Source organism: Pyrolobus fumarii 1A, assembly GCF_000223395.1.
Classification (GTDB): domain Archaea; phylum Thermoproteota; class Thermoprotei_A; order Sulfolobales; family Pyrodictiaceae; genus Pyrolobus; species Pyrolobus fumarii.
This window is the reverse complement of record NC_015931.1, coordinates 1,127,546-1,143,333: the sequence shown is the minus strand read 5'-3', so window position 1 is coordinate 1,143,333 and position 15,788 is coordinate 1,127,546. Positions and strand designations below refer to the sequence as shown.

The 15,788-nt window shown below is 58.1% G+C and carries 15 protein-coding genes and 1 pseudogene; 8 read left to right on the top strand and 8 right to left on the bottom strand.

Annotation, left to right across the window (positions count from 1 at the left end; genetic code table 11):
* Positions 1–109: 109 nt before the first annotated feature.
* Both PYRFU_RS06025 and PYRFU_RS06020 read right to left on the bottom strand, forming a co-directional pair.
* A complete protein-coding gene (locus PYRFU_RS06025) occupies positions 110–718 on the bottom strand; it encodes a hypothetical protein (protein WP_014026765.1) in 609 nt (202 codons plus the stop codon).
* Positions 715–2,112 (bottom strand): AAA family ATPase, encoded by a 1,398-nt coding sequence (locus PYRFU_RS06020; protein ID WP_167827865.1) that lies wholly within the window; start codon positions 2,110–2,112, stop codon positions 715–717. The genes PYRFU_RS06025 and PYRFU_RS06020 overlap by 4 nt, the downstream gene beginning before the upstream one ends.
* Positions 2,113–2,439: 327 nt before the next feature.
* Here PYRFU_RS06020 and PYRFU_RS06015 point away from each other — a divergent pair, with 327 nt between their 5' ends.
* Both PYRFU_RS06015 and PYRFU_RS06010 read left to right on the top strand, forming a co-directional pair.
* On the top strand, positions 2,440–3,360 hold the full coding sequence (locus PYRFU_RS06015) for a hypothetical protein (protein ID WP_014026763.1): 921 nt from the start codon (positions 2,440–2,442) through the stop codon (positions 3,358–3,360).
* A gap of 446 nt (positions 3,361–3,806) precedes the next feature.
* Complete coding sequence (locus PYRFU_RS06010; protein ID WP_048191725.1) at positions 3,807–5,018, top strand: hypothetical protein; 1,212 nt, start codon at positions 3,807–3,809, stop codon at positions 5,016–5,018.
* A 15-nt stretch (positions 5,019–5,033) separates the two neighbouring features.
* On the opposite strand, the gene PYRFU_RS06005 is transcribed toward PYRFU_RS06010, so the two are convergent.
* Both PYRFU_RS06005 and ccr1 read right to left on the bottom strand, forming a co-directional pair.
* A complete protein-coding gene (locus PYRFU_RS06005; protein WP_014026760.1) occupies positions 5,034–5,783 on the bottom strand; it encodes an ABC transporter substrate-binding protein in 750 nt (249 codons plus the stop codon).
* 210 nt (positions 5,784–5,993) lie between these two features.
* Positions 5,994–6,167, bottom strand: a complete 174-nt coding sequence (gene ccr1 / locus PYRFU_RS10230; protein ID WP_014026759.1) for an aCcr1 family cell cycle regulator — start codon at positions 6,165–6,167, stop codon at positions 5,994–5,996.
* Between the two features lie 137 nt (positions 6,168–6,304).
* On the opposite strand from ccr1, the gene PYRFU_RS06000 reads away from it, so the two are divergent.
* Positions 6,305–6,781: a hypothetical protein gene (locus PYRFU_RS06000; protein WP_048191722.1), complete on the top strand. Its 477-nt coding sequence runs from the start codon at positions 6,305–6,307 to the stop codon at positions 6,779–6,781.
* 524 nt (positions 6,782–7,305) lie between these two features.
* On the opposite strand, the gene PYRFU_RS05995 is transcribed toward PYRFU_RS06000, so the two are convergent.
* Positions 7,306–8,148, bottom strand: coding sequence for an RsmD family RNA methyltransferase (locus PYRFU_RS05995; RefSeq protein ID WP_167827864.1), 843 nt, complete (start codon positions 8,146–8,148; stop codon positions 7,306–7,308).
* A 229-nt stretch (positions 8,149–8,377) separates the two neighbouring features.
* Here PYRFU_RS05995 and PYRFU_RS05990 point away from each other — a divergent pair.
* From PYRFU_RS05990 to sucD, 5 genes and pseudogenes are all read left to right on the top strand, one after another.
* Positions 8,378–9,310: pseudogene (locus tag PYRFU_RS05990) on the top strand (ATP-binding protein); the annotation flags it as partial.
* 88 nt (positions 9,311–9,398) lie between these two features.
* Positions 9,399–9,908: a coiled-coil domain-containing protein gene (locus tag PYRFU_RS10025; RefSeq protein ID WP_014026756.1), complete on the top strand. Its 510-nt coding sequence runs from the start codon at positions 9,399–9,401 to the stop codon at positions 9,906–9,908.
* Between the two features lie 8 nt (positions 9,909–9,916).
* A complete protein-coding gene (locus PYRFU_RS05980; protein ID WP_052296953.1) occupies positions 9,917–10,204 on the top strand; it encodes a nuclease-related domain-containing protein in 288 nt (95 codons plus the stop codon).
* A 314-nt stretch (positions 10,205–10,518) separates the two neighbouring features.
* Positions 10,519–11,664 (top strand): ADP-forming succinate--CoA ligase subunit beta, encoded by a 1,146-nt coding sequence (gene sucC / locus PYRFU_RS05975; RefSeq protein WP_014026755.1) that lies wholly within the window; start codon positions 10,519–10,521, stop codon positions 11,662–11,664.
* Positions 11,665–12,555, top strand: a complete 891-nt coding sequence (sucD, locus tag PYRFU_RS05970) for a succinate--CoA ligase subunit alpha (RefSeq protein ID WP_014026754.1) — start codon at positions 11,665–11,667, stop codon at positions 12,553–12,555.
* Positions 12,556–12,726: 171 nt separating this feature from the next.
* On the opposite strand, the gene PYRFU_RS05965 is transcribed toward sucD, so the two are convergent.
* The 3 genes from PYRFU_RS05965 to PYRFU_RS05955 all read right to left on the bottom strand — a co-directional run bounded on the left by PYRFU_RS05965 (position 12,727) and on the right by PYRFU_RS05955 (position 15,704).
* Positions 12,727–13,227, bottom strand: a complete 501-nt coding sequence (locus PYRFU_RS05965) for a PaREP1 family protein (protein ID WP_014026752.1) — start codon at positions 13,225–13,227, stop codon at positions 12,727–12,729.
* 213 nt (positions 13,228–13,440) lie between these two features.
* Complete coding sequence (locus PYRFU_RS05960) at positions 13,441–14,190, bottom strand: hypothetical protein (RefSeq protein ID WP_014026751.1); 750 nt, start codon at positions 14,188–14,190, stop codon at positions 13,441–13,443.
* A gap of 212 nt (positions 14,191–14,402) precedes the next feature.
* Positions 14,403–15,704, bottom strand: a complete 1,302-nt coding sequence (locus PYRFU_RS05955) for an RsmB/NOP family class I SAM-dependent RNA methyltransferase (RefSeq protein ID WP_014026750.1) — start codon at positions 15,702–15,704, stop codon at positions 14,403–14,405.
* Positions 15,705–15,788 lie beyond the last annotated feature (84 nt).

Sequence of the window (15,788 nt, the reverse complement as noted above, 5' to 3'; positions counted from 1 at the left end):
ATAAGAGGTTACAAGTAATGAGGTAATAAGAAGCGTTGTGATGCGGGTGTCCCTTCTCGACGAAGAGCACTGTACTAGCATTGTTTTTGACTACCGCTTAACGACTGTTTCATGTGTTGCTTTCGCTGCATAGTAGTTTGCATAGCACGTCGGCGATGGCGTGTAATGTCTTGATGTTGTTAGCGAGGCTTGCTACTACCTTACAGTCGGATAGGCTCCTTTCGAGGCGTGGAGCTAGTCTATCTGCAAACGTCTTCTCGTACTTGTGGCCTAGGAGCCTTGAGAGTGTGCCTTCGGGGTCTCTGCAGCTTCCGGTTACAGTGTTGGTAGCAACCATTATCCTGCATAGCAGGTGCTCTAGGTTATGCTCGACGGGTATAACGTAGAGCAGGCCGCTTTCACACTCCTCGCGGGTATGCATGCAAACCCTTTCAACCATCTCATCGTAATCCCTGTAAACATCAGTGTCGATGAAAACTAGTATCAATGGTATTCTGTCACGCATCTTGGCTTGTACCTTTAGACTCTTGACTTGCATTCTGGAGCTTTGGTTGCATGGGCCTTTGAACTTCTGGGCTCTTGCCATCTCTACGCGGTGTGCTAGCCTGCAGTTGCAGACTAGACTGGTACAGTCAATTAGCCTCTTTACGATGGTGTGTATTGCTAGTTGACCCCTAGAATCTTCGACTAGTGTAAAGATGCGTATAGTTTTGCTCATGCCGTGTCCTCCTCTGGCAGAGCGTGAAGATAATAGTAGCCTAGAGTTACGCCCTCCTCCTCGAGCATCTTGCGGAGCTTCTGTGGCTCTCTTACTCTCTCCGCGATTGTAGCGCCATCACTGCCTCTCCTCAATACTATGAGGCGCTCGGGGCCTGCCAGGTCGACTATCACTGGCGAGTGTGTTGTGAGAATGACGGGGGTCTCTAAACCTCGGAGTTCATCGAACAATCGTTCTATCATGCGTGCATGCATACTGTCCTCTATCTCGTCAATGACGAGGATACTTGGTTCTAGGAGGATTCCGGTCATCACTGTGAGTAGCTTTATTACTCCCTCGGGAACCATGGCTGGATGTAACTCTAGCAGGCGTCCGCCCCTCTCCTCATAGAACTTTAAGACTATGTTGCCGTAAGCATCGAACTCCACACTAAACCTTAGCCACGGGAAAAGACTCCTGACGACACTCTCGAGCTTGCCTCTCTTCTCCGGATCATTAAGCAGCGTATAGATAACCTCTGCTAGGTTGCTAGCATCTGGCTCGAGCCTATCGCGTACGCTCGGCCTATGTGGCCACTTAGCACGGTAATAGTCTATGAGGCGTAACGCCACTATACGGGCGAAGAACGAGCGGATAACCAGTAGTAAGCGGTTTAGCTCTAAGCACGGGTTTAAGATGCGGGGCCAGGGTAGGACTAGGCCCATAGATAGGCTACGGTAAAACCGGATACTAAGGCGGCGAGTCAGGTCTCTAAACTCTCTAATCACGTCGCTTAGTGCCTCGAACAACGGCTCGTAGGTTATCGGGACGAGTTGAAAGATGCTGGTGAACTCTTTTTCGACTGTAGCGCCCGCGTAGCAACCGCGTGCATCGCACCGTATCTCAAGTTCCGCCGCACCGAGTAGAGTAGCGGCTTTTTTCATCATGGTTCCGAGCTGCTCTATTCTACCCCAACGCCTGCTGAGATAGACGTCTATCCTTCTACCTCGCCGCAGCAGTGCAGCATTAAGCACCGGGACGCGGATGTACTCCTCTATAGGCTTTAGGGTCGCACCCTCCTCAAGGCCGAACACGACCTCATATATGACAGTCTGACGCACGTCTTTCTCGAGTACCAGCTCGTACTCTATCGCGACACGTACCGGCAGTCCGCTCGTCTCCCAGGTGAGGTTCCTCGGGTCACCCCAAGGCAGGTGAGGAGCATAAGGCACACGTCCGAGTTCATCATAGAGAGCCTTCCGGAGGAACAGAAAAAGATCAACAATGTTACTCTTTCCCGATGCGTTTGGACCTACAACAACGTTAATCCCAGGCATCAGTTCGATCCTCACGTCACGCAGGCTCTTGAAACCTTGCACTTCCAGGCTCCTCGCAATAAGACGGCAGCCACGCACAACCACATACCCAAAGAGGGGTATGGGGAAACCCCAGCCACTAAAGTGATTGGACACGCCGCCTAGTCTTGTTTCCAGGATCTACCACCGCAGAGGTAGCCGCTGACAGTGCAGGCTCCGCTACCCACCCATGTGTAGCAGGGAATGGCGTCTAGTAGCACGTCGTGTGTTATACTGTTGCTCTCTGTGTATATGATTGTCTTGTCTGGGGTATTGGCTAGCGTAGCCTGTTCTAGGCGGTTGGTTGGGTCGAGTAGGTTGCGCATAGAGTCTGGTTAAGGTATTTTTAGTTGATTATGCGTGTATGTATATGCGTGGGGTGGGGATATGGGTAGGGTGGCGAAGGTAGTAACGTCTATCGTTGTGCTTGCTGTGATACTCCTGGGCGTCTATGGGTACGCTGTGCAAGTTGCTGCCTCCAGCCTAGAGGAGGGTGGCATCCAGGTTGCTGACGTCAAGGGCCTGGTTACGGGCCTGGTTGGGCTCTTGAAGGGTGGCAGCGCGGAGTTCACCGTCTATCTTAACGTGTCGCCTCGCGCGCCTCTACCGGTGATGCTCTGCATTGATGAGGTGCATGGTGTTATCATGCTTGGTGGTGAGGTTATTGGCACCTTCCGCTCGGAGCATGGCGCTTGTGTCAAGGCTGGCGGCTGGGAGCTACTCCCGATAAGGCTGAATGTCAACGGAGTCAAGCTCCTCGAGGCATTAGCGGCCTCGTCGAGCGAAGAGGCCAACTACATCGTGTTGAGGGGCGAGGCTGTGGTGCCGCTAACCCTCCTCGGTGCCAAGCTACCCATAAGCATGGTAGTCTACTTTGAGCGCAGGGTGCCGGTTGGCGAGGTTGTAGCCAAGGCTATGAAGCCTGTTAAGAGCGTAGTTGAGAGTATTGAGCGGAAGCTTGGCATAGCACCCGGCTACTCTGGCAACCCCATAGTCCACATCGAGAGCGTTGAGTGGCTCTGCGGAGGTGTACCCTGCGGCACTGCAACAGAGGGGGAGACCGTAACCGTGGTGGTAAGGCTCAGCGGCTACGCGCACGACGTCGTGGTGAAGGTCAGGCAGGATAGGAGGCTACTCCCGGACAAGACGGTAGCCGAGAGGCGGATACCAGTGCTGAACGGCACGATGGAAGTGGTACTGAGGTTCACCGTGGAGACGGGGTTAACAGTCAGGTCGTACTTCGTGGAGGTTGACTGGCCCGGAGGGAAATGGGTCATGCCTCACGAAGAGAGATTAAGGGTAGGATAACGGCTCTAGGACCCTTCACTACGATAACTCGACAAGCACCCAAACTAGCCCTTACCACGTCCATGTCCACGTCTATGATGAACAGTAACACATTCATTCCGTCAACAGCTCAGAAGGATAGACGTGGACATGAAAAGGTCCGCTACGTTAGCTATACTAGTGTTCAGTTATAACTCGAATAGAAGCTATTTCTGCCATCCTCGGCTCAATAAGATGCTTGTGCCGAAAATATCCGCGTAAATGTGAGGTTGGACCTGGAGCATCGCGGTAATAGTAAAACATGTATGGGAGGGCACAGCCGTAAGTGGTTGTTTGCTCGGCGTGGTTGTTGGTCTTGACTTGGAAGCATGTATTCAGAGAACAAAACACATACAATACGGTAGCGTTAATTACGCTGCATGTTTTGTTCTAACTGGGTGTCAATGTGTATGCCTCGGGGTATGTTAGTGCTGATTATTCTTCTGGTGGTACTGGCTGTTGCACTGTTAGTGGTGTTGTCGTCTAGTGTTGGTGTGGTCTTCTGGCCTGGTGAGGGTGGCGAACGTGGCATAATCCTGGTTTATGATGTGATCGTTGATGGTGGAGGGTATAGTGTCTTTGATGTAGTGTGGCTCGGGGACAGGATAATGGAGTTTTACGCTGCTAGTCCTCGCGAGATCCGCGGCCTACTGCTCTACTCGTGTAGGATCCGCGCTGGTGGCATGAGCATAGTTGTTCGTGGCGAGGTAGGCGGTACGCTTGGGAAGAGGGTGTTTAACGTTACGCTCGTGCTGCGTGATGGTGTTGCGAGGTGCATGCCGGGCGTGGATAGGTTGCCTCCGTGCGAGGGGTGTGAATGGAGGACTATCAAGCAGAGGCTATGCGGCGTCACCAATACGTCTTGCAACGGGACGATCGAGGTTCGTACGGCTAAGTTCGATACTCTCAACTTGACAACCACCATAGTTGTTTATGAGCGGGGTTTTGCGTATACGCCGGATGGGAGGCCACTGGGCCACTTTGTCTTCATGCTGCCGGTTAGGCGGGACGCCCTGCTGCTCTACTCGCTGATTCCTCGCGTGTATCTCCGTGAGTATGGCTGTGGAGCTGCGGACATGATATTCGTGCATTGGGTGAACGAGAGTGTAGCAGTTGTTGAGCCTGTCACGCACCCGGGTATTGGTCTGCGCGGGATACCCCTATTGACGAGAGTGGCGGGTAACGTAACGCCCGAGGAGATGCGTGGCATTCTCGATAGGCTCCGGGAGTGGGAGAACCTCCCGCCATTCATAAGGCACTACATTTACTATGAGGAGAATGATACGCTCGTCATACTCCCGGTGAACACTAGTCTCCTTGAGAAGCTCTACCTGGGCGACGGCGAGATAGACGTCATTAGGGAGGTTGAGGGGAGTGACTGTTCCACCGCGATAAGCGAGACCTACGTGTTGAGGCTGGGCGGCGGCTGCTACTGGCTATGGGTCAACGCCGATATACTAAACGCGACCTATATCGACGGTCTGCTGCACGAGATAGCGATAGACGCTGATGGCATACTGCTCATCCACTTGGGGGAGGTGCTGCCCTCCTTCATCAGCCTAAGCCTGGGCGTGACATCCACGTCGAGCGTCAAGGGGGACATGCTCGTGATAAGACTGGTCAACGTTACTAGACGGTAGCTGTGCAGACGGGGTTCATGTGTCCTGGAGTTGCTTCACCAGCTTCTGTAGGTTCTCGGCTATCCTGGGCCCGTAGTGCGTGAGTGTACCCGGCTCGAGTATCACCAGCCTCGTGCGCCTCAAGAGCCTATCGTCTAGCAGCATCTGCCTCTGGAGGTTCTTTCTCGCGTCCTCCGGCGTCTCGCCGGGCCTAGCCTCGTAGGCCAACATCTGCGGGTTGTAGAGGCGCACCTCACGGGGTGTCGGCTTCACCCAGTCTAGCGGGGTGGCCTCGTAGGGGTGGCGCACGCCTATATGAGTCAGCGCGTGGCCAGCGTGGCTAAGAGCCCCGGGAGCCAGTATCTCGCCGAGGTTCGCGAGGTAGGCTATGCGGGCGGGTGGCGCTGCACCTCGAAGCCCTTCTATCCCGGAAACGAGCTCCGATGCCAGCCTAGCAGCTTCAAACACCCGGCCCACGTAGGCGCCGATGACCCACACTATCTCGGCTATACCGTGGAGGCTCCGCGGCGCTGGCAGGTGGACAACGCGGAAACCCGCCTCCCGGAGCCTCGAGGCTAGCCTCTCTTGGCTCACACCACTTGTGAACACAACGTCGGGGTTCAGGTCTCGGAGCCTATCGACGCGCACACCGCCAGGCGTCCCGACCACCTCTGCGTGGCTCGGCGCATAGGGCCTACAGTATACCGAGACCCCAACAATCTCATCAGAGGCTCCGATAGCGACGAGTGCATCCGTCACGGGTGGCGAGAGGCTAACCACGCGCACACGTCACACCAGTATAGGGCTGGTAGGCGACGCGCTGCAGTATAACTCCACAGGCGCGACTCGCACAGCGATAAAAGCTGGTGCAATGCAACCCGGGCGGAGAGAACAAGCAGCTATGGTAGGCGACGAGGTGGGCTGTAGTAGGCGGGAGAATGGGGCGGGTTTCCTCCCCCGCCTTCCTACTAGTTTAAAAACTGGGTTGGGTCGCGGCTAGCCGTATATCCTGATTATCTTGGGGGTTGGCGCGATCCTCGGCTCCTCTTCTCTCAATAACTTCTCAATGGCCCTTCTGATTGCCTCGCTGCGGGTTATGCCCTTTAGCCTGGCGTATGTGTCCAACTTCTCGAGTAGCTCCTCATCCACCTTGAATGTGACTACTCTCATCTCCTATCCCCCGCCCGCGCCCCGCGCCGGGTGTCACTAGGGGCGAAGCCCTGGGATAGGATTACCGCGAGCGGTGTATTACCATCCGACTACTGTACACGGCGGACTGAAATCCGATCCCCTTAATAGTAGGCCCTATGTCTCACTCTCTAAAGCGGAGGATTGAAGCCAGTATGCCAACGATACACGTCTACCTGCCGGACCATATACACAGCGAGCTGAAGCGACTGGCAGCGAAGCGCGGCATGAGGGTGTCGGAGCTAGTGAGGCTCTTCATACTAGAGGGGCTGGAGGCTATGAAGGCCGAGGAGGGTGTCGAGGCGGAGCCGGCGAGGAGGGTGGCTGAGGGCGAGGATGGGGAGAGGGTGGAGGCTAGGGTTGCGAGGAGGCAGGGTAGGGTCGATGAGGCTGTGCTAGAGAAGCTGATGGAGATACAGGTGATGCTCGAGAAGATGAGGCAGAGCTTCGAGGACCGCCTCGTCGACCTGGAGAGCCAGCTGTTCGAGATGCAAGAGGAGGTTAGGAAGCTGAAGGCCAAGGTCCACAGGCTAGAGGACGCTTACGAGGACATAGTCAACCCGGTCCACGTGGAGCACGTAGCCGCTCACAGGTGACACTCCCCCGCCTCGATGACCCCGGGTGGAGAGGCACCACCCCCGCCCAAGCCCCGCCCGCGCCCCGCGCCCCCGCACACCACCCCCCGCCACACTCCTCCTCAACCCGGCACGCTTCTCTCCCGACTTCCTCCTACACCTGTCACACTCCTGGTCTCCTCCCATCACGTGCCGTATCATACCTCATTGTTTGGTGCGTCTCGTGTAGTGTATGGTTGGATTCCCTGACTGTCCGTCTTGCTGCGTGTAGAACGTGGTGATTGCCTAGTCTCTGGTGTGGAGGGGAGGGGTCGGCAGCCTGGCTTTGCGCATCCCGCGGCGTTCACGGAGCCGCGGTTCGCCGCTTTTAACCCTCCGCATCCCCCGATGCACTCCTATCACCGCCTTACACCAGGTTATAGACTGGCGCTTGTTTGACCACTTGGTCAGACCTTGTTTGAGCGTTTGGTTTACTCGTGTCGGGGGTGTACAGCGGCGGTTTGACCACCCGGTCTAGTTTTGACTGGGTGGTTTCGCATGGTGGGTTAGCGTGGCTTTACGGCTATGAAGCCCTGTGCCTCCTCTACCCACCTCACCCTCACGAAGCCGGCTTGTTGCAGCCTGCGTGCTATCCCCTGGAGTATCCTCCCGCCGTGGGGTCTCCCCGTGTAATGGAAGAGGCGGCCGCCGAGCCGCAGCACCCTGTAGAGCTCCTGGTAGAACTCGAGGCTGTATAGGTCGCCGGTGCTCCTCGAGAACCTGGGCGGGTCGTGTATCACGACTGTGTACTCCTCGTCGGGTAGCCTCCTCACCGCCTCGGTGACGTCACCGTGGAAGATGTGGATGTTGGGGGCGTCTAGGAGGCGGCTGTGGGGGTTACGCTCAGCCGCCCATATCACCCTCTCGTCCACCTCGAAGGTATCCACCCTCCTCGCGCCCCGCAGCACCGACGCTATCGCCGTGTAACCCAGGCCCATGCAGGTGTCGAGCACCACGTCGCCCCTCCTCACCCTCGCGGCTCTCACCTTGCTCAGCGTGTCCGTCCAGGGGTCGACACCCTCCACACGATGCATGTGCACACCGTCTATCTCTAGGGTTGTCGTTACGCCGTCCCCCGGCGCCCTGAGCCGGAGGTAGCCCCCGTCGCGCGCCTCGACGGGGCGTAGGGAGCCACGCCACACCCAGTAGAGCATGCCGGGCTCGAGACGCTCCACAGGCCTCTCGAAGCACACGCTGTCAACGCAGATGGTGTCCCCGTTGCACTCTACGCGGGCGGTTCTCGACCGGTTCTCGACCAGGGCCTCCCCGCGCGGGCACGCGGATAGCACCCTCTCGACATCCCACCCGGTCAACACGAGGCCAGCGTACCGGTACTCGAAGATCTCCACAAGCAACCCCAGCGTTAGCAACGACGCTCCAACCTTGAAGAACCAGCCTAGCCAGCCGGGTTGCCGGGGGGCTAACCCAGCGCTTTAAGCACCATGAGGCGGCGATAATAACCGAGGATGGCAGTGTATGCCACTAGATTCGTGTAGCGGTTTGAGGCTCGTCTTCACGCCTGGCGTTGGCGTGTCTTTCGTGGATAGAGAGCGGGGTGTCGAGTGACTACGGCGTCTAGCTGCTCGCGGCGCCAGCCTGCCTATCGTGATATACGGGCCGGAGGGTTGCGGCAAGACTGCCCTCCTCCTATGCGCAGAGAAGGTGTTCGAAGAGGAGGGCTATGAGGTCGTCATGCTGAGGCCCTTGGAGAGCCCCGTTGCCGAGAGACTCCGCGTGTCTGAAGGTGTGAAGAGGGTTGCAGGGGCACTACTCGAGCGGCTGGCGGGTGTCGACGCTGCTGGTCTGGTTGAGGCTGTTTCCGAGCTAGTGGCTTACTCGCTTAGAAGGCTTCGTGGTGCACGCCTCGCTGTGATACTCGACGATGTGTTCCAAGCAGTTGGTCTCGAACGTGTTGAGGGACTTGCAAAGAGCCTATTGGAGCTCTTGGAGTACCCTCCGGGCGAATACGAGCGTATGGTGGTGCTCATGGCCAGTAGCGAGGGTTTATCGCGATGGAGGCTTGCTAGGCACAACTGGGTCCTAACCTACGCGATGTGGAACCTGTCGCGCAGGGGGTTCCAGAGGCTCTACGAGCAGCTACCAGAACGGGGGCTAGACGCTGAGGAAGCGTGGCTAGTGACTGGTGGCAACGGGCGTATACTCCGGATGCTCTACGAGCTAGACTGGAGCATGGAGTGTCTCGTCCAGTTCGTCACCGAGTCTAGGATGCTGGAGAGACTCGTAACAAGCCTTAACCCCGAGGACCTGGAGGCCCTTCGCGTCTTCGCCGCCGACCCGGTTAGGGGCGAGAAGCTTGTACTACAGAGACCCGCCCTGCTCGAGAGGCTTGTCGGGCTCAACCTGGTCGCCGAGATACCCGCCGAGAGGAGCGAGTGGCTCTGGGTTGACGAGCCGCCGTCCATCGACCCCAGGCTCGGCATCGGCCAGAGGCTCGCCTGGCAGACCCCCGTCTACCGCACAGCCATCCAGAAACTCGTGGGCGGCGGTTAAGACGCTACATTCGCCTTCAAGAGCTTCGAGTGCTCTCAACGCTATTTAGGAGGCTGGGCGGCCACGATTCACTCTAGGGTGCGACAGGGTGACAGCCGGCATAAGCGATGAGGAGCTGAAGCGCCGCCTCCTGGAGCTTATCCGCAGAGACCCGGAGTTCAGGAGGATCGTGGCTGCCGAGCTCGGCATGCTCGAGATACTAGAGCGGCTTGAGGTGCACGACAAGAGGTTCGAGGAGCTGTTGGAGGAGTTGCGCAGGATGAGGGTGGAGTTCGAGAAGAGGTTCCAGGCGGTGCAGGAGGAGATTCGCGCGTTGCGAGACGAGACTAGGAGGATATGGGAGGAGATCAAGAGAATATGGAAGGAGGTTGGGAAGATGAGGGAAGAGATTGGGGGGACGAGGAAGGAGGTTAGGAGGGTATGGGAGGAGATTGGAGGGTTGAAGAGCGAGACGGGGAACTTGAGGGAGGAGGTTAAGAGCTTGCAGGACATGATTAGCGATATGCAGGGGAGAGTTAGGAGCCTAGAGGGGGCGTTGCGAGGCTATCTGATACTCTCGGTGCTCTCGCCGAAAGCACCTACAGCAAGTTCACTCTAGATATCATTGTGCAGGAGGTTGCTGCGTCGGGTGACCGCCTCCTCAGTTGGGAGAGGAACGCGCGCATCGATACAGAGGATATCGACCTTCTAATAGTCACAGAGAAGCGCGTATACGTGGTGGAGGTCAAGGTTCAACCCAAGCATGCCGATGTTGGGGCGCTCCTGGCGAAAGCCGAGATTGTGGCTAGGCGCAACCCGGGTAGGGAGGTCATACCGGTGTTGACTGGGGCCAGGATAGGCAGGGAGATAGTGCAATACGCGTTGTCAAAGGGAGTCAGGGTCTATGCATGGTAGGATAGCGTGCATCTCAACGTAGGCCTGGCTGCTCCTCCTAGCCGTGTATTCACCCTCGCGCCTCCCGAACACCCATAGCCTCTCACGCGGCGCTTCTCGGCTCGCTAGTGGTTGCCCTGCGGGCCGTGTCATAACTCTAGTTGCACGGGGCTTGTCACTGTGGTTTCGTCATCCGCGGGTTGCCAGGGTGGCATGATAGGCTAGTGTCTATGGCTCGTCTCTTGTGCCCGCGTCTAGAGTCGTAATGTTTTACTCTAGGTTCTACTGGTTTAACGTGGGGCTTACTCGTTCACGCTCCTGGGGGGAGCCCGCGTTTGAACATAGTCGAGTTCGAGGCGAAGAGGATAGCGCGTGAGTACGGCATACCGATACCAGAGGGTAGGCTGGCTACGCGCCCCGAGGAGGTAATCGACGCTATACACCACCTCGGCCTCCCGGTGGTTATCAAGGCGCAGGTGCCGGTGGCAGGCAGGGGTAAGGCCGGTGGCGTAAAGCTGGCAAAGAGTGAGGATGAGGCCTACGAGATAGCCCTTAAGATGCTCGGCTCGGAGATCAAGGGGTACCCGGTCTACTCTGTGCTAGTCGAGGAGGCTGTGCCGCACAAGCAGGAGCTCTACCTCTCCTTCATAGTCAACAGAAGCAACAGGACGATAACGATGCTGGCTAGCAGCGAGGGTGGCATGGAGATAGAGGAGATAGCCGCGAAGAAACCATGGGCGATCAAGAGGCTGGATATCGACCCGTTCGTCGGGCTCAAGGGCTACCAGGTCAGGAAGATCGCCAAGAACATCGGGCTATCCGGGCAGCTTCTCCGCCAGTTCGAGGAGATAGCCAAAGCCATGTACAAGATGCTGATCGAGTATGACGCGGAGCTCGTCGAGTCCAACCCGTTGGCCATCACCGAGGACGGGAGGATTGTGGCGCTCGACTTCAGGATGGTGGTCGACGATAACGCGGTGTATAGGCACCCGGAGTTCGAGAAGCTCCGCGAGTATGAGCTACGCGGCCTGGAGAGGATAGCCCACTTCTACGGCCTCGCGTACGTCGAGCTGGACGGCGACATCGGTGTAATTGGCAACGGCGCTGGCCTCACGATGGCAACTCTCGACATGATATACCATTACGGCGGTAGGCCCGCGAACTTCCTCGATATCGGCGGCGGCGCGCGCCGCGACAAGGTCAAGAGGGCTGTTACGCTCCTCCTCCGCCACCCAAAGGTCAAGGTCATACTAGTGAACGTCTTCGGCGGCATTACTCGCGTGGACGAGGTGGCGCACGGTATCGTCGCTGCTTATGAGGAGTCTGGTGTGAGGAAGCCGCTGGTGGCGAGGCTCGTGGGCACCATGGAGGAGGAGGGTAGGCGTATCCTCGAGGAGAAGGGATTCAAGGTGTACCAGAGGATGGATGAGGCCGTACGCGAGGCCGTGAGGCTCGCGAAGGAGGCTGGGGGTGAGGCGTGAATGCCCGTGCTCGTGGGTAAGGGTACGGTCGCCCTCGTCCAGGGTATCACGGGGCGATACGGCAGCTTCCACACGAAGCTAATGCTCGAGTATGGTACCAGGATAGTGGCGGGCGTGACGCCCGGCAAGGGCGGGGAGAACGTACACGGAGTCCCGGTGTATGACAGCGTCGAGGAGGCTGTAAGGGAACACCCCGAGATAAACTCGAGCATCATATTCGTGCCTGCCCCGGGCGCCGCCGACGCGATCATAGAGGCTGTGGACGCGGGGATCAAGCTCATAGTCGTGATAACCGAGGGCATCCCGATACACGACTCGCTCCGCGCGATAAACTACGCTAGGAGCCGCGGCGTCCGCGTCATAGGCCCCAACTGCCCCGGGGTCATAACCCCCGGCGAGGCGAAGCTAGGGATAATGCCACACCAGTACTTCAAGCCGGGCAACGTCGGCATAGTCTCGAGGAGCGGCACGCTCACCTACGAGATAGCCGCCATGCTATCCGAGCGCGGCATCGGCCAGTCGACCGTGATCGGCGTCGGCGGCGACCCAATAATCGGCACTGACCTCGTCGAGGCTGTCAAGCTCTTCAACGACGACCCGCAAACCGACCTAGTCGTAGTCATAGGCGAGATCGGCGGCGACCAGGAGGAGAGGCTGGCAGAGGCCTACAAGCGGGGCGAGATACAGAAGCCGCTGGTAGCCTACGTCGCGGGCCGCAACGCGCCGCCAGGAAAGAGGATGGGTCACGCCGGAGCCATAGTCATGGGGTCGAGCGGCACAGCCGAGGAGAAGGCGAGGGTGCTACAGGAGGCCGGGATACCGGTGGCAAGAGTACCAACAGAAGTTCCGGATCTAGTCGAGGCTAAGCTCCGAGAGCTAGGCAAGCTCTAACACACAGCTAACTAATCAATCGTCCTTTTCTCTCAACTCTGTATACACACCCTTGCGCCTGGACAAGATCACGTCTTTTTTTTTTTTTTTTTGTTTTTTTTTTTTTTTTTTTTTTTGTTAGTTTCAGCTTCTTGTAGGAGCATGCCCGTATATACATCAATACTATCTCAGTCATGTTTCCGTATGGGTCTTTTTGATCTTCTCTTCGACTGTTTTTACTAGCCTCTCTATCTCCTCTATCGCGTCCTCCACGTGCTCCCTTTCGCACCATCCTTCGTAGAAGCAGGTGTGCATGCTGTTACCGGCGTTCCATGCGCTACTAACCCACTTTCCAAGCTCCTTGCGCAACACCAGTGTATACTCCCAGAGCTCACCGTGGCTGGTGAGCCGCCTTCCCTCCCTCCAGGCTGCGTAGGCCTTTACCGCTAGTGCCGCCGCGCCCCAGGCTTTCTCCGCAGCCTGTCTCACGTCGCCCCTCTCTAGCTCCTCGCGAGCCTGCTCCAGGAGCGCCCGTGCTGTCTCGATGTATTCCCGCGCCCTCTCCGGCGGATCCAGGTCCCGCGTGGCAAGCTCCACGAGGTACTCTTCTAGACTCATACCCTGCTTCTCGGCCTCAATACGGAGGCGTTGGGCAATGCTGCGAGGTAGGCGAATAGCCTCTAGTAGAGTCAAGCCATAGCCCCACGGGATACAGATACTCAAGAAGCTTGAAACGGGAAAACTTTACTTGTTCAAGAGCGCCCTCAACACGCTCCTAAGTGTATCGTTTCTGTATAAGCGCGTGAGGGGCGTGAAAACCAGGAATGTGGAGCTGGAGTAGAACGAGGGTGGAGCCCCTGGGGCGTAAAAACGGGTTTAGTTGCGTGGAGTTTGTGTAGCTGTTTCTTACCCGCTGGTGGTGTTGAGGTAGGGTGCGCAGAGCTGGAGGGCCTCGGGTGGCACCTCGTGTATCTTCATAGCCTCGAGCCTACCGGTCTCGAAGAAGCCCTTCACAACCTGCGCGTGTAGCTTTATGACCTCGAAGGCGCAGTCGTTCTTGGCCACCTTGATTATCTTGACTGCCGTGTCGTTAAGCCAGACTATCTTCGTGTCAACATACTTGCTTGTGATAGCCGCGTCCACCCTGAAGAGCGGGTCGTGCGGCCTCGGCTGGCCTCCGTGCTCGACGATACACTCCATCTGCTCGATGTGGCTGACTAGCACTTCTAGGGCGTCGTGGCTGGGCGCGGTGATTATCCAGACGAGTGTCTTGTTCTCCGGGAACTCTAGCAGCTTGTAACGGAACACGTCGTGGTTATTGAAGAGCCACATTATGTTGTGGCCTGGGGGCTGCCCGTTACCAACGTCGAGGCACGTGCTCGGAACCTCCATACCCATGTCGGATGGTGCCCTGCCTGGACCCGCTGTGCCCCTCATCGGCCCTCCTGGTCCACCATGCCTCCCCATTGGGGTGGTCGTCTCGCTGGTTGCTCCCGTCTGTGGACCCTGTGGGCCGGGGCCATGCGGCGTCATGCTGCTCTCGGTGGTTGTCGTGATGGTTGTTGGGGTTGGTTGGCCCCAGCGGTAGGTGTACCCGAGCATCAATCCGATGCCAATTATGATGCCTACTAGTAGTGCGAGGCCGGTACGCGACATCCCGTCAACACCCTACATTAAGTGTTAGTTATTGCCGACAGGGTGCTTTGTAAGAAGTTGCTCAGTATGTGTGAGCAAGGCATAAAGTTACAAGCTAGGGCCTTGCTCAACTACCTCCCGTAAGCATCGTGCTTGACTAGTAAAGCCGGCGTTTCACCGTATAACAGTGCCGCGAGGGAGGCAATTGGATTCGCGGGTCTGTGCTCCGCGTCTCACCGCCTGGTCTTCTCCAGGAGCGCGTAGAAGAAGCCTATGGTGCCGTGGCGGTGCGGCCAGGCTCTCATTGCGCCCCTTAGCCAGGGGCTCGGGTCGAATGGAGCCTCGAGGGGCACCACCTCGACGTCACTCCTCCTCTCTAGGATCTTCTTTACGACCTCCTCGCCCTCCTCGGGGAAGATGCTGCACGTCGCGTAGAGTATACGGGCGCCTGGTTTTGCAAGCCTAACCGCGGCCTCTAGGAGCTCAACCTGGAGCCTATGCATCTTGTACACCTCCTCGGGTGTGATCCTCCAGCGGAGGTCCGGGTTCCTTGCCAGCGTCCCGCTGCTCGTGCACGGCGCGTCCAGCATCACGCGATCCGCCACGCTCTCGCCGTAGACGCGCGGCGCCTCCCTAGCGTCCATCACGCGAACCTCCACTATCCTCGCCCCGTGCCTCTCCACGTTCCTCTCTAGGAGCCTAGCCTTGAGCCTAGAGACGTCGATCGCGACTATCCTCCCACGGTTGCCCATCAGGGCGGCCATGTGGAGGGTCTTCCCGCCCGGCGCGGCCGTCAGGTCGAAGACTAGCTCGCCGGGCTTCGGGTCGAGGACGAGAGACGCCACTATGCTGGCCTCATCCTGGGGGTAGGCGAGCGCGTGGCGTATCACCCTAGACTCGTGGAGATCCCTCGGGTTGCCGACGATAACACCCCACTCGGGGGCCCACCTGGAGCGCCTCGGCTCCCTACCCTCCTCCTCGAGAATGAGCCACACGCGGTCGTAGCTAGCCTTGAGGGTGTTGACGCGGAGCGAGACCGGCGGAGCGCTATTGAAAGCCCGGAGTAGCTCCCGCCACTCGCCCGGGAGGAGACTCTTCACCCGTTCAAGGAGCCACCGTGGCACCAGGTACTCTAGCAGCTCCTCGTCAAGCTCCAGACGCCCAGCCCTCCACGCCTCAACAACCCTCGCTGCCACACCACCAAGCTCCTCGAGAAGCCGCACACACCTCTCGTCTCTCGCGCACCTCTCCTCCCTCAGTAGGAGGTAGGCTGTCAGCCTAGCCTCGCTCCTACCCCTCTCGTCCAACATAGAGACGTCAATGCCGGCAGCCCCGAGGCTCTCGTCTAGAAGCCCAGCCATCCTCCAGATGCTAGCCAGTATCGCTGCCAGGAACCTCGCCTTGCCGCCAGCCACCCCCCTCCGGGCGAACACACGCCGCCTCGCGTACTGAGCCGGCCTCAGCCTCTCAGCCTCAACCAGAGCCTCCAGCAACACCTCCAGGTCAAAGCGCGTCACAAACACCCTGCCGGTCACAACACATTACCTCTCCTTCCCGGGATGCTAAGGACCCCCAAACCACGACGAATAAGCCTGACAGCACACGCCGCCCGCAACCGC

Excerpts from the sequence above, each read along its gene's own strand:
- sucD (WP_014026754.1), top strand. The coding sequence starts at position 11,665 with ATGCCCGTGCTCGTGGGTAAGGGTACGGTCGCCCTCGTCCAGGGTATC.
- PYRFU_RS06000 (WP_048191722.1), top strand. The coding sequence starts at position 6,305 with ATGTCTCACTCTCTAAAGCGGAGGATTGAAGCCAGTATGCCAACGATA.
- PYRFU_RS06025 (WP_014026765.1), bottom strand. The coding sequence starts at position 718 with ATGAGCAAAACTATACGCATCTTTACACTAGTCGAAGATTCTAGGGGT.
- PYRFU_RS06015 (WP_014026763.1), top strand. The coding sequence starts at position 2,440 with ATGGGTAGGGTGGCGAAGGTAGTAACGTCTATCGTTGTGCTTGCTGTG.
- ccr1 (WP_014026759.1), bottom strand. The coding sequence starts at position 6,167 with ATGAGAGTAGTCACATTCAAGGTGGATGAGGAGCTACTCGAGAAGTTG.
- PYRFU_RS05960 (WP_014026751.1), bottom strand. The coding sequence starts at position 14,190 with ATGTCGCGTACCGGCCTCGCACTACTAGTAGGCATCATAATTGGCATC.